The following is a 13,344-nucleotide window of genomic DNA, read 5'->3' as shown; positions in this document are numbered from 1 at the left end:
AACGACAAGCCTTTTTAGACAACTATTTTTTTGCTTTTGGACGCTGATAAAACGGATTAGCTAAAGCGAAATCACGGATTAAAGCAGATTTATTTATATGTAATAACTTTAAAATCTGTTTTTATCTGCGTCTTTACGAAGTAAATCCGTTTTGTCTGTGTTCCATATTTTATTTATAAAAAACATCATAGCCAAACCGAATCAAGGTACCAATAACTACTATCAAAAAGAAAATCCTTATAAAATTATTGCCTTTATTGATAGCCAATTTTGCACCAATCCAACCACCAATTGCATTGCTTATTGCCATTGGAATTGCGATTGCCCAAATGATTTTTCCCTTTAGAATAAACAAACAAATGGATCCAAAATTTGTTGCAAGATTCACCATTTTAGCATTGGCGGAAGCGTGCAAAAAATCGAAACCCATTATGGCAATAAAGGCTACAACAAAAAAACTTCCGGTTCCGGGACCAATAAATCCATCATAAAAGCCTACAACAATGCTGATCCCAATAGCATTGAGAATTTGAGTGGTCGCAGAAATAGAACGTTCTACATGCTGTCCAAAATTTTTCTTGGCATAGGTATAAATTGCTAAAAGCGAAAGAACCACCAGTAATAATGGCTTCATAAAATCATTGCTCACATAAGTCAATAAAGTAGAACCTAAAAACGCCGAAGGAACAGCTAAAAACATCATAATTAACAATAATTTCCAGTTCATATCAACCTTTTTGAGGTATTGATAAGCAGCGAATGACGTTCCACTAAATGACGGGATTTTTAAGGTTCCAATTACGGTTGCTACGGGAAGATTTGGCAATAAAATTAATCCAATTGGAGTTTGAATTAATCCTCCACCACCTACAATGGCATCAATAAATCCCGCAGCAAAAGCAGCTAAACAGAGTAAAATAATAATGTAAGATTCCATTTTAATAAAATTTTACCAAATGTAAGATATAAGTTTATTTGTTTATTCGTTAATTTGTCCTTGATTTAAAAAAATATAAAATGGACTCCACTCGAATTATAGAATTAATAAGTTACACTTTACCAACACTATTAATGGGATTTATTGCTTATAATTTCTTTGAATTGTACACGAAAAACGAGGCTGCGAAGCGAAATTATCTACTTCAAAAAGAAACAAAACCTGATACTTTATCTATACGTTTGCAAGCTTACGAACGTATGACATTATTTTTGGAACGCATTAATCCCAGCCAGTTATTAGTGAGAATCACTCCGATTTCTGAAAATAAAAATGATTATCAAAATTATGTGATTGCACAAATTGAGCAAGAATTTGAACATAATTTAGCCCAGCAAATTTATATTTCTGACGAATGTTGGTCAATAATAACTACTGCTAAAAATGCTACAATACAAATGATTCTTCTAGCAACAAAAAATGAAGCGATAATTAATGCCAATCAATTGCGAGAAACTATATTGAAAAATTTATTAGAAAAACAATCGCCCAGTAGCGCTGCATTAGCGTTCTTAAAAAACGAAGTGAGTCAGTTATGGTAATATAGTATCGCTCTTATTTTGTGCATGAGTATACCCTAATTCCCACCATTTTTTCATTTTCCTTTTATTAAAAATCAAGGCGTTATTTGTTAATTTAGTTGGCGTATAATATAGATTTAGAGTGACTTTGTTGTTATTTGCGATAAGTTTTCCAATGGCAATATTGTGTTTTTCGATTTGATCTAATGTAATCCGGAATAAATCAATTAATAGCGAAAAAGGATTTCTACCAAAAATAGTTTTTGTAGTAAAACTTTCGGTTTCTAAAATAATGACATCAATTTCTGTTGCGCCACGATTAATGGCTTCTTGAATAGGAACTAAACTCGAAAAACCACCATCGCCATATTCATCACCGTTTTTAGTAACTAAACTCATGAACGGAATATAATTTCCCGAAATCCAAGTCCACTCGCAAAACTCTGCATACGTACAATCCTTTATCGATTTATATTCGGCTTCGTTTTTTGAAATATTGGTAACCGTAACTACAACATCGATTTTTGACTCTTTCAATTTATTAAAATCCGAAATAGGAAAATTTGATTTAATTAATTTTAGCAAATTTTTACTTTCTCCAAAAGTCCGTTTTCCTTTTAAAAATTGCCAAATTACACTAAAATGGTTGATGGTTACAATTTCAACACCGCCTCTTTTTTTTATAATAAAAGGGTTAATATCAAATATCTTGTCCATATTGACATTAGTGTAAATGTTCTTAATTTTATCAATATTCCCCATTGCCAAATGCGAAATCAGTAAACTTCCGGTTGAAGTACCTAAAAATAAATCATATTTACATTTTTTATTTTCTATTAAATATTGCGCAACACCGCCAGCAAATGCACCTTTACTTCCACCACCAGATATTACTAATGCTCTCATAAATTTATCTTTGTTCATACAGTTGCAACAATTGTGTTACTGTATTCCAATTGCGGATTGTTGCTGTAACATTCAATTTTTTTTCAATATATTTTTGGTCAAAACGTGTTTTTCCTGCCCCAACTGAATATTTAATGTAAATTCTACTGGCGTCAATACTGGCTTCGTCTGGTTTGAATTGGCTAATTTTCAATTCGTTCCTATTTTCCTTTTGCAATTCTTTCGAAACAAAAGCTACATACAATTTTTTAAAATCGATTTCATTTTCTTTCAAAAAAGGATTGTTCTTGAAACAAGCTTCCAAATCAGATTTTCCAATGACAACTACAGGCACTTCGTGACCAAAAGCCTTGAAAATCTCTTGTTTAATTTTAAAACCCACGGCGGCAGCATTTTCATCATCGGTGTCAACAAAAACATTTCCAGATTGGATATAGGTTTGCACATTTTCAAAACCAATGCCTTCTAGAGTAGTTTTCAAAGCCTCCATTTTTATCATATTATGTCCGGAAACATTTATGCCACGAAGCAATGCGAGATGAGTTGCCATTTTTTAGATTTTATTTTTTAATGATGCTTATTGTTTTGCATCAATTTCTGATTTTCTAAAAACAAAGTTACAAACCTTTACTGAACTAATCGAAGTAAATTTGTAAGTTTACTAACAGAAAAATTTTATAAAATTACATTGAAAAACAAAGCCTTATTTAATTGGAGTAGCGGCAAAGATTCTGCTTTGGCACTCTACAAAGTATTACAAAATCAAGAATTTGAAATTATCAGTTTGATAACAAGCGTAAACCAAGAATTTCAGCGTATTTCTATGCATGGAGTTCGAGTTACATTATTGGAGCAACAAGCACAAAGTATTGGTTTACCACTAGAAATCATGCAAATTCCTGAAATGCCTTCAATGGAAATCTATGAAAATGTTGTTCGAGAAACACTCGAAAAGCTAAAAAAGAACGGTGTTTTATATTCCATCTTTGGTGATATATTTCTAGAAGATTTACGAAAATACCGTGAGGATAAATTAGCCGAAATAGGAATTGAGGGTGTTTTTCCGCTTTGGAAAATTCCTACTCAAGACTTGATTAATGAATTTATTAACTTGGAATTTAAAACTATTGTCGTTTGTGTAAACGAACGTTTTCTTGACAAAAGCTTTGTAGGTCGCATAATCGACCAAAAATTCATTGATGATTTACCAGAAAACGTAGATGTATGTGGAGAAAATGGCGAGTTTCACACCTTTACTTTTGATGGTCCAATTTTCTCTAAACCAATAGCCTTCACAATTGGAGAAATCGTTTATCGCAAATACGAAAAACCAAAAACAGATTCTTCAAATACGGCCTGTGATACGAGTGCTACAGATGCTTTTGATTATGGATTTTGGTATTGTGATTTGATAGAGAAATAGCCAAAATTTGAATTCATACATTCCGCATTTCCAAACAAAAAGCTATCTTCGCTTCTAAAAGATAAAAGAATATAGAACAAAGAGAATAGACTCGATACCTCTATTTTCTATTCTCTTTGTTCTCTTTTCTAAAAAAATTTAAAATGTCCAACAACCTCCTAGAAACCCAAATCGAATATCTCAAAGGTGTCGGAACCAATCGTGGTGCTTTGCTTCGCAAGGAAATTGGAATTGATAAATACGGGGATTTACTTAATTTTTTTCCCAATCGATACATTGACAGAACACGGTATTACAAGATCAACAAATTGCAAAATAACGTTGCCGAAGTACAAATCATAGGTAAAATAATCAATATTAAAACCGTTGAATTTGGCAAAAATCAGAAACGATTAGTCGCCACATTCGTGGATGATACTGGTCAAATGGAACTCGTTTGGTTTCAAGGTCACAAATGGATCCGCGAAAGTTTAAAACTCAACGAAATGTGCGTTGTTTTTGGGAAATGCACTTCTTTTGGCAACACGTTTAATATGGCGCATCCCGAAATCGAATTGATGACAGAACACGAACAAAGTTTGCGTTCAGCAATGCAACCCGTTTATCCATCGACAGAAACCTTGTCAAATCGAGGAATTTCGAATCGGGTTGTAAACAAAATGATGCAGCAATTGTTTCAGGAAACACAAGCTCAATTCTCTGAAACCTTACCTATTTATTTGATTAATGAATTGCAACTGATTCCGAAAAATGCAGCTTTATTCAACATTCATTTTCCAAAAAGTCAAGAACTTTTGAATAAATCAAAATTTAGACTTGTATTTGAAGAGTTATTCTATATTCAATTACAATTAATCACAAAAAATCGGATTAGGAAGCATAAAATAAAAGGGCATCCTTTTACAAAAGTGGGAGACTATTTTAATGATTTTTACCAAAATCACCTGACTTTTGAGCTAACGAATGCTCAAAAAAGAGTCATCAAAGAAATCCGAATTGATATGGGAAGTAACGCACAAATGAACCGATTACTACAAGGCGATGTGGGATCTGGAAAAACAATTGTGGCTTTGATGAATATGCTGATTGCTTTAGATAATGGCTTTCAATCGTGCTTGATGGCACCAACCGAAATCTTGGCAAATCAACATTATAATGGTTTGACAGAATTAGCCAAAGAATTGAATATCAATATTAAAATACTCACTGGTTCAACAAAAATTGCAACTCGAAGAATCATTCACGAAGAACTCGAAAATGGAACTTTACACATCCTAATTGGTACGCACGCTTTATTGGAAGATAAAGTAAAATTCCAAAATCTAGGCTTAGCCGTGATTGACGAACAACATCGTTTTGGAGTGGAACAACGTTCGAAACTTTGGAAAAAAAATGATATTCCACCCCATATTTTAGTAATGACCGCCACTCCTATTCCTCGAACTTTAGCAATGAGTTTGTATGGCGATTTAGATATTTCGGTGATTGACGAATTACCGCCGGGCAGAAAACCCATTCAAACCGTACATCGTTTTGATAGCAATCGCCTGAAAGTTTGGAAATTTATTCGAGACCAAATTGCTTTGGGTCGCCAAATTTATATTGTTTATCCGCTGATTGAAGAATCAAAAACTATGGATTTCAAAGATTTGATGGATGGTTATGAAAGCATTTCGCGAGATTTTCCTTTGCCAGACTATTCCATTTCTATTCTGCACGGAAGAATGAAACCCGCAGATAAAGATGCCGAAATGAGACGCTTTGCGGAAGGAAAAACCAATATTATGGTGGCAACAACTGTGATTGAAGTAGGTGTAAATATTCCCAATGCGAGTGTGATGATTATAGAAAGTGCAGAACGTTTTGGACTTTCACAGCTCCACCAGTTGCGTGGAAGAGTAGGTCGTGGTGCGGAACAAAGCTATTGCATTTTGATGACGAGCCATAAATTGAGTGCCGACAGTAAAACCCGAATGGAAACAATGGTAGGAACAAATGACGGTTTCGAAATTGCCGAAGTTGATTTAAAATTACGTGGTCCAGGAGATTTAATGGGTAAGCAACAAAGTGGTGTACTCCAACTTCAAATTGCAGATTTAATTCGAGATCGAGATATCTTAATTTTAGCGCGAAATTATGCTTTACAAATTTTGAAGGATGATGCGTCAATGCAAAAACCTGAAAACGCTACTCTGAATGCAACTTATGCAGAATTGACAAAAAAGGCAACTATTTGGAATTATATAAGTTAATTATTAATTGAAAATTGACAATTGATAATTATATTTGCACTCAATAAAATATACTTATTTTAAAATGAAAATATCTTACAACTGGTTAAAACAATTCATAAAAATAGATTGGAAATCCGAAGAAACTGCTGCTTTATTGACCGATTTAGGTCTTGAAGTTGAAATGGTCTACAACTACCAATCGGTTAAAGGTGGATTGGAAGGAATTGTTGTAGGTGAGGTTCTAACCTGTGTGCAACATCCAGATGCAGACCGATTGAAAGTAACCACAGTAGATCTTGGAGATGGAATCCCTTTGCAAATTGTTTGTGGCGCAACTAATGTAGCTGTTGGCCAAAAAGTACCCGTTGCGACCATTGGAACAACATTATATGACAAAGACGGCAATGCTTTTCAAATAAAAAAAGGAAAAATTAGAGGTCAGGAAAGTCACGGGATGATTTGCGCCGAAGACGAATTGGGTCTTGGCGAAAGTCACGATGGCATTATGGTACTTGACAATTCCTTCAAAACTGGATCGACTGCGGCTAGTGTTTTTAAAATTGAAAATGACGAAATTTTCGAAATTGGACTAACTCCCAATCGTGCAGATGCAATGAGCCACTTTGGTGTAGCCAGAGATTTAAGAGCCGGTTTGTTACAAAGCGGTGTTAATGTAGAACTAATCACACCATCAGTAAGTAATTTTAGAGTTGATAAAAGGATTTTAAAAATAGATGTGGATGTAAAAGCACCACTTTTAGCTCCACGATATTGTGGTGTCACAATTTCTGGAATTACAATAAAACCATCACCAGCTTGGTTGCAAAACCGTTTAAAAGCTATTGGTATCAATCCAAAAAATAATCTAGTCGATGTTACCAATTATGTGCTTCACGAATTAGGACAGCCACTTCACGCGTTTGATGCAGCGAAAATAAATGGCAAAATTAGTGTAAAAACAGTAGCTACAGGTACCAAATTTACAACTCTTGACGACATAGAAAGAAGTTTGCACGAAGAAGATTTGATGATTTGTGACGAAAACGGTCCATTGTGTATAGCAGGAGTTTTTGGCGGAAAAAATTCTGGAGTTTCAGATACTACCACATCTGTTTTCTTAGAAAGTGCTTATTTTAATGCTGTGAGCATTCGAAAAAGCGCCAAAAGACACCAACTTAATACCGATGCTTCCTTTCGATTTGAAAGAGGAATTGATCCAACAATTACCGAATATGCTTTGAAACGTGCTGCCTTGTTAATTCAAGAAGTTTCTGGGGGCGAAATCACTTCGGATATTATTGATATTTATCCAAAGAAAATTGAAGATTTTCCAGTGGTTTTGAATTTTAATAATGTTAAGAAAATTATTGGTCAAGAATTACCAAAGGAAACTATTAAAAACATTTTAGTTTCATTAGAAATAAAAGTAAATAGTGTTTCTGATGCTGGATTAGGCTTGACAATTCCTGCTTATAGAGTTGATGTGCAAAGAGAAATCGATGTTATCGAAGAAATTCTTCGAGTGTATGGTTACAACAATATCAAATTCTCGGAGAAATTAAACGCAACTGTTTCTAATGCGCCTAGAACCGAAGATTATAAAGTTCAAAACATCATTGCAACGCAATTGAATTCGCAAGGATTTAATGAAATGATGGCGAATTCCTTGACGACTTCTTCCTACGTTCTATTGTCAGAAATGTTGAAAGAAGAACACAATGTATTGATATTAAATCCATTGAGCAATGATTTGGCGGCAATGCGACAATCGTTATTATTCTCTGGATTAGAAGCTATTTCGTACAACATCAATCGTAGAAATTCAGATTTGAAATTTTTTGAATTCGGGAAAACCTACCATAAATTAGATTCAGGTTACGAAGAACACAAACATTTGACGATGCTCGTGACTGGAAACAGAAATCAAGAAAGCTGGACTAATGCTCAAAAACCTTCGGATTTCTTTTTATTTAAAGGGTATGTAAATGGAGTGCTTTCGAGATTAGGAATACAAAAAACACAAAATCTTCCCATAACTTCGGATGTTTTTTCAGAGGGAATGGCGATTGGTTTTGGAAATGATATTCTAGTTGAATATGGCGTGGTCAAAAAATCAGTTTTAAAACATTTTGACATCAAGCAAGAAGTTTTGTTTGCCGATTTTAATTGGGCATTGCTATTGAAATTGCTTTCCAATAAAATCAAATTCACCGAGATTCCCAAATATCCAGAAGTTCGACGAGATTTGTCCTTGCTATTGGATGACAATGTTTCCTTTGATTCTATCTATAACATTGCTAGACAAAGCGAAAAATCATTGTTGAAAGACATTAGTTTGTTTGATGTGTACCAGGGCAAGAATCTTCCTGAAGGCAAGAAATCCTATGCCGTGAGTTTCACGATTCAAGATAATACCAAAACCCTGACCGATGTTCAAATTGACAAAATTATGATCAAGTTGCAAAAGAATCTGGAAACCGAATTGGGTGCTAGTTTGAGGTAAAATTTTTAACCATATAAGGCAATTAAGGTCATTAGATAATCACAAACATATAAAATAGTCCATAAAACAAGGCTATTTGTCACTCTGTAGGAGTCTCGACGCACGAGAGCAGGGACGCTTTACAGCGTGACAAAAGGACTTGGCAGATTGCATTAGATTATATAACTGGTTCGTATGAGTTAAATATAAATGCCAATCCTAAAATTAGGGTTGGCATTTATATTTTAAAACATATTTTCTGATATCTTGCTAATTAGGAATTCAATTCCTAATTTGTGACATTATTTAAAATCTGGCAAGTTAAATATGGAACTTATTTTATAGTTCGTTCGTTCTTGATTTTCATTACCACCATAAACCAAGTGCAAATGTGTATCGGTTTTTAAATATTTAAAATAATCTAGTCCTTTAAAATAGTTTTGGTTGATTGTTTTTGCGGATTTAATCTCAATGGCATCAAGTCTAGCACCAGTTTCAGCGATTAAATCTACTTCGTTTTGGGATTTATCTCTCCAAAAATAAAATTTTGTTCTTGTTGAATTATTTATTCCGTTTTTATACATTTCTGAAACTACTAAATTTTCAAAAATATTTCCTTTTGCAAAATGTAACTCTAAATCTTCTGTACTACGAATTCCCAACAAATAACATAGTAAACCAGTGTCGTGAAAGTATATTTTTGGTGTTTTTACAATCACCTTATTAAAATTAGAATGATAGGGTTGCAACTTAAACGCGAGAAAAGAAGTTTCTAAAAGAGTAAACCACGAATTGATAGTTTTGTTGTCTAAATCCAACTCGTTGCCTAAACTACTTTGATTGAATAATTGCCCTACTCTACCGGCTAATAATTGTATAAATTTTTGAAATAAATCGAGATTTGAAATATTTTTAAGCAATCGAACATCTCTTTCAACATAGGTTTTAATATAATTTCCATAATAATCTGACGAATCTATATTTTGAATTATTTTTCGAGGATAAGAACCTGAAACGGCGTATCCTTCCCAATTTCGCACACTATATTCTGTTTTTTCTAATTCTTCAATCGAAAAAGGTAAAAGAGTAAACAATGCAACTCTACCTGCTAGAGATTGCGTAATTTGTTCCATCATCAGGAAATTTTGTGATCCTGTAATAATGTATTCCCCGTTTATTTTTCGCTCATCGGTAACTACTTGCAAATAGGAAAACAAACTGGGTACATTCTGAATTTCATCAATGATAACGCCATTTTGATAGGTTTGAAGAAAACCCATCGGGTCTGTTTTTGCAAATTCCCTATCCGATAAATTTTCTAAATTGACATACTTATAATTGGGTTTTACAATTTTAGACAAAGTAGTTTTTCCAGATTGTCGTGGCCCAGTTATAGCGACAATGGGGAATTTTTCTAGTAATTCTTCTACTTTTGGAGTAATCGTTCTTGCTATCATTCTGCTAAATTAGGAATTCGATTCCTAATCTGCAAGAACTATTTTTATTTGATGAACTTTATTCCTTCACAAATCGTGCATTCGATGTTCCCTTGTCTGAATTTATTTTGATGAAATAATTCCCAGCTGTTAAACTAGAAACATCAATCTTAGAGACTTTCTCCGCATTGGTAACAACCAAAACCAATTGTCCCAAAGCATTGTAAATACTGATGGATTTAATTTCGATTGTTTCTTTTGCAGTAATATTCAATTCCGTTTTTGCTGGATTTGGATATACAGTAAAATAGCTAGCAAAGTCAAAATCTTGTGTTCCTAAGGTTTTGAAAGTTGAAGTGGCTTTGTTGGTAAGAATCGGGAAATTATAATCGAAATAGATATTGGCTTCGTTGGTAAATGTATCATTTACCACAAGCGTTGGCAACGTTTTTATTTTGAAAACAATATAACCATCATTATTGGCATCATCAAAAGGAAGATTGATGTTTTCAAAGATGAATTCTACCTTATTTCCCGCAGTAATATTGGTTACATAAGAATGACTGGCACTGGTTGGTAACAAAGTCGAAATGTCAAATTTGGTTAAATCAATCATATCTTTTACTACCACATTCGTGGCGGCGAAAGTTCCTGTATTTTCAAAACGAATCATATAATGAACGTATTGACCAATCAGTGCTGGAGTAATTACCGCACCTTCTAAGCAAGTTTTATCATTCGGGTCATAAGAACCCAACACGGTTTGATTAAATTCAAAAGTATTGTCAATAGGTGTTTCGTCTGTGGCAGATGAAGTTATTGAAGTGATAAAATTTAAGTTTGCACCATTAATTACAGGAGGAATTTCCATTGGCGAATTCACATTCATCGTGAAAATAATTTCACGAGTTTCAAAAGGTTTTAAAGTGGTAAAATTCCACGATAAATTATTTGTGGATTGATTTGTTGTTATTGGATTTGCAACAACTAAATCTAAAACCGCATCCATAAAAATTAAATTTACCGAACCCGATTGAGTTGTATTTCCTTTGTTTTTATAGATTAGTTTGTATTTGACATCAAAACCGGGTCTTGCTGATGTTAAAGGAAGTATAATAACGCTTAAATCGGGATTCAATTTAGGCTTTATACAGAAATTTTGAACGAAAGGGCTAGTTTGGCTTGGAAAAGTAACGTTTATTCTAGTTGGTGAAACTATAAAATAACTAGGGTTTTCTAGTATTGGAGTAATGGAATAAGTTCCTGCTTGAACAGGAATTGAATAATTACCTGATCCATCGGAAATCAAATTTGCTACCGTTGTGCCATTAGTAATACTAAATTTTAAATTTGGCATTAAAGCATCATTTGCATCACAACCATCGGAATTACTATCATATTTTTGATTTCCTTTGATAGTATAAAATGTACCACCTGAAACAAAGGAACAATATGAATTTATAACACAATTAGAATAACCGTATTCAGTTGTTTGTTTTTGTATGGATTCGAGTTCATTATCATCAACACAAATGTATTTTAGGGTTGGGATATTGGAAAAATTATCGGAATCGTTTCTTATTCCGTTTTTCAAAAACAAAGATTCTAATGGATTAAGCGACCACGATTTTGCTGTAAGGTTTAATAATTTACTTAAATCTAAGGTAGTAATTTGGTTATTATCACAGTAAAAACTTTTGAGTTTAAATAATTTGCTAATATCTAATGTTTTAAGATTATTGTTCCTGCAAAATAGAAATTCAATACTATTTAAATTACTTAAATCTAAAATTGTAAGTTGATTGTTGTCACAATGCAAGTAAACTAGATTTCTTAAGTTGTTTAAGTTTAAAACATTAATTTTATTACCTGGACAGTATAAACGAACCAGATTTTTGAAATTTAATATTCCTGTTAAATCATTTATATTGGATGATTCTACACTTAAAAAGGAAATAGATAAAGCCTCACTAATTTGAATTTCATTATCATTATTGGTATCAATTTTAACTGCATTAGCATTTATATCTTTTGCAATAGAATTTGTAGAATTCGCCGCCAATAACTTCGCTTTAAAATTCGCATCAGGAATGGAAACAATTTGAGCGTTTGTAGAAGTAAAAACACAAAAAGCAATGAGTAAAAAGTAGATTTGTTTCATTTGGGAAATTTAGTTCATAAATATATGAATTATGAATTATGAATTATGAATTATGAATTATTTAATAATCTTTTTCTTTTAAAAATAAAATTTAAAAATAAAGTTCACGAAGGGAGACTATTCTCTTGTCAGGAATGACAATACAGCACAAAAAAACACCATTTCGTTATGATTAAGAAATGGTGTCTTTAATTTATCTAATTTTCCAATCTTCTGGATTTTTTGAGGTGTGCAAAATACCAATTATGATAATTGCCTTTTTATTCGGATCGATATAATAATGAATCATATAAGGAAAAGTTTCCATAACTGCTGTATGAACTTCAAAATATCTAATTTGAGCCAGATTTGGAAACAATCTTAATCTTGAAATAGTTTGTCTAACTGCACTTAAAAACTCATTTCCTAATCCTTTTTTCTGAATATTGTACCATTTTACAGCTTCTCGTAAATCATTCTTCGCAGTATTTTGTATTACAGATTTAAACTTCATAGATTTTCTTTTTCCAGCTCATCACAAAAAAAATCAAAATCAGTAACATCTTCCGGGTTTTGTTTGTAATCTTTTAATCTTTTATCTATAATATCTTTGTGCCATTGAGGAATATCGTCTTCTGGATCAGAAGGCAAAATAATAACTTCTACTCTTTTTGCAGTAAAATCTTTTGGAAGCACAACGCTAAACGTATGATTTTCAACATCAATAATTTGTTTTATAGCTTGCATATTTTTTGAGTTTTAACAAAAGTACAAAAATAAGTACTGGTAATAACAAAAAAAAACTCCGCAAATTGCGGAGCTATTTATACTATTTAAAAATTTCTAACCTCTAAAATATACAATTCCTAAGGTCACTGCAATTTGCCCAATCCAAAAAATGAACATCCATTTTATAATGTCGGATTTTACATTTGCTAAATCTTCTTTAGTTGCTAGCACATCTTTTTCCTTCTCAAAAGTTCTTTCACCTTTACTCTCAACATATTCTGTAAGTGATTTGGCTTCATTTTCACCAAGTTTTCCTTTGAGAATATTATACATTTCTATGGTTGAAATTGCATTCATAAGTATTAGATTTTAAACAAATTTACAAAAAAAGTAGATTGAATAGCAAGGTTATAAATAATTATCTATTTTGGACATTTTTTGAATTATAAATAGGAATCTATATTTATTTATCATTG

Annotated in this window: 12 protein-coding genes; 4 read left to right on the top strand and 8 right to left on the bottom strand. The window is 32.6% G+C overall.

Translation table 11 applies throughout. The features are described from left to right. Positions 1-169: 169 nt before the first annotated feature. The gene (locus tag RMO53_RS11915) at positions 170-937 is read right to left on the bottom strand and encodes a TSUP family transporter (protein WP_310381021.1); all 768 of its coding nucleotides are present in this window, start codon (positions 935-937) and stop codon (positions 170-172) included. A gap of 80 nt (positions 938-1,017) precedes the next feature. On the opposite strand from RMO53_RS11915, the gene RMO53_RS11910 reads away from it, so the two are divergent. After that, entirely contained in the window at positions 1,018-1,539 is a 522-nt protein-coding gene (locus tag RMO53_RS11910; RefSeq protein WP_310381019.1) for a hypothetical protein, read from the top strand. Here the strand turns inward: RMO53_RS11910 and RMO53_RS11905 are convergent. Next, entirely contained in the window at positions 1,531-2,424 is an 894-nt protein-coding gene (locus tag RMO53_RS11905; protein WP_310381462.1) for a patatin-like phospholipase family protein, read from the bottom strand. The genes RMO53_RS11910 and RMO53_RS11905 overlap by 9 nt on opposite strands. A 4-nt stretch (positions 2,425-2,428) precedes the next feature. After that, a complete protein-coding gene (locus tag RMO53_RS11900) occupies positions 2,429-2,974 on the bottom strand; it encodes a DUF1697 domain-containing protein (RefSeq protein ID WP_310381015.1) in 546 nt (181 codons plus the stop codon). 138 nt (positions 2,975-3,112) lie between these two features. Between RMO53_RS11900 and RMO53_RS11895 the strand changes: the two genes are divergently transcribed. The 3 genes from RMO53_RS11895 to pheT all read left to right on the top strand — a co-directional run bounded on the left by RMO53_RS11895 (position 3,113) and on the right by pheT (position 8,584). Further along, entirely contained in the window at positions 3,113-3,847 is a 735-nt protein-coding gene (locus tag RMO53_RS11895; protein WP_310381012.1) for a diphthine--ammonia ligase, read from the top strand. A gap of 143 nt (positions 3,848-3,990) precedes the next feature. Further along, positions 3,991-6,099 (top strand): ATP-dependent DNA helicase RecG, encoded by a 2,109-nt coding sequence (gene recG, locus RMO53_RS11890; protein ID WP_310381010.1) that lies wholly within the window; start codon positions 3,991-3,993, stop codon positions 6,097-6,099. 64 nt (positions 6,100-6,163) lie between these two features. Then, entirely contained in the window at positions 6,164-8,584 is a 2,421-nt protein-coding gene (pheT, locus tag RMO53_RS11885; protein WP_310381008.1) for a phenylalanine--tRNA ligase subunit beta, read from the top strand. A 281-nt stretch (positions 8,585-8,865) separates the two neighbouring features. On the opposite strand, the gene RMO53_RS11880 is transcribed toward pheT, so the two are convergent. The 5 genes from RMO53_RS11880 to RMO53_RS11860 form a co-directional block, all read right to left on the bottom strand. Continuing rightward, on the bottom strand, positions 8,866-10,020 hold the full coding sequence (locus tag RMO53_RS11880) for an ATP-binding protein (protein WP_310381005.1): 1,155 nt from the start codon (positions 10,018-10,020) through the stop codon (positions 8,866-8,868). Positions 10,021-10,078: 58 nt separating this feature from the next. Continuing rightward, positions 10,079-12,160: a T9SS type A sorting domain-containing protein gene (locus RMO53_RS11875; RefSeq protein WP_310381002.1), complete on the bottom strand. Its 2,082-nt coding sequence runs from the start codon at positions 12,158-12,160 to the stop codon at positions 10,079-10,081. Positions 12,161-12,353: 193 nt separating this feature from the next. Next, positions 12,354-12,653: a type II toxin-antitoxin system RelE/ParE family toxin gene (locus tag RMO53_RS11870; protein ID WP_310380999.1), complete on the bottom strand. Its 300-nt coding sequence runs from the start codon at positions 12,651-12,653 to the stop codon at positions 12,354-12,356. Beyond that, positions 12,650-12,886 (bottom strand): addiction module protein, encoded by a 237-nt coding sequence (locus RMO53_RS11865; RefSeq protein WP_310380997.1) that lies wholly within the window; start codon positions 12,884-12,886, stop codon positions 12,650-12,652. Before RMO53_RS11865 ends, RMO53_RS11870 begins: the two co-directional genes overlap by 4 nt. A gap of 96 nt (positions 12,887-12,982) precedes the next feature. Further along, positions 12,983-13,225 (bottom strand): hypothetical protein, encoded by a 243-nt coding sequence (locus tag RMO53_RS11860; RefSeq protein ID WP_310380994.1) that lies wholly within the window; start codon positions 13,223-13,225, stop codon positions 12,983-12,985. Positions 13,226-13,344 lie beyond the last annotated feature (119 nt).

The sequence above is a fragment of the Flavobacterium sp. genome (assembly GCF_031409475.1).
Lineage (GTDB): Bacteria > Bacteroidota > Bacteroidia > Flavobacteriales > Flavobacteriaceae > Flavobacterium.
This window is presented reverse-complemented; position numbering and strand designations above follow the sequence as displayed.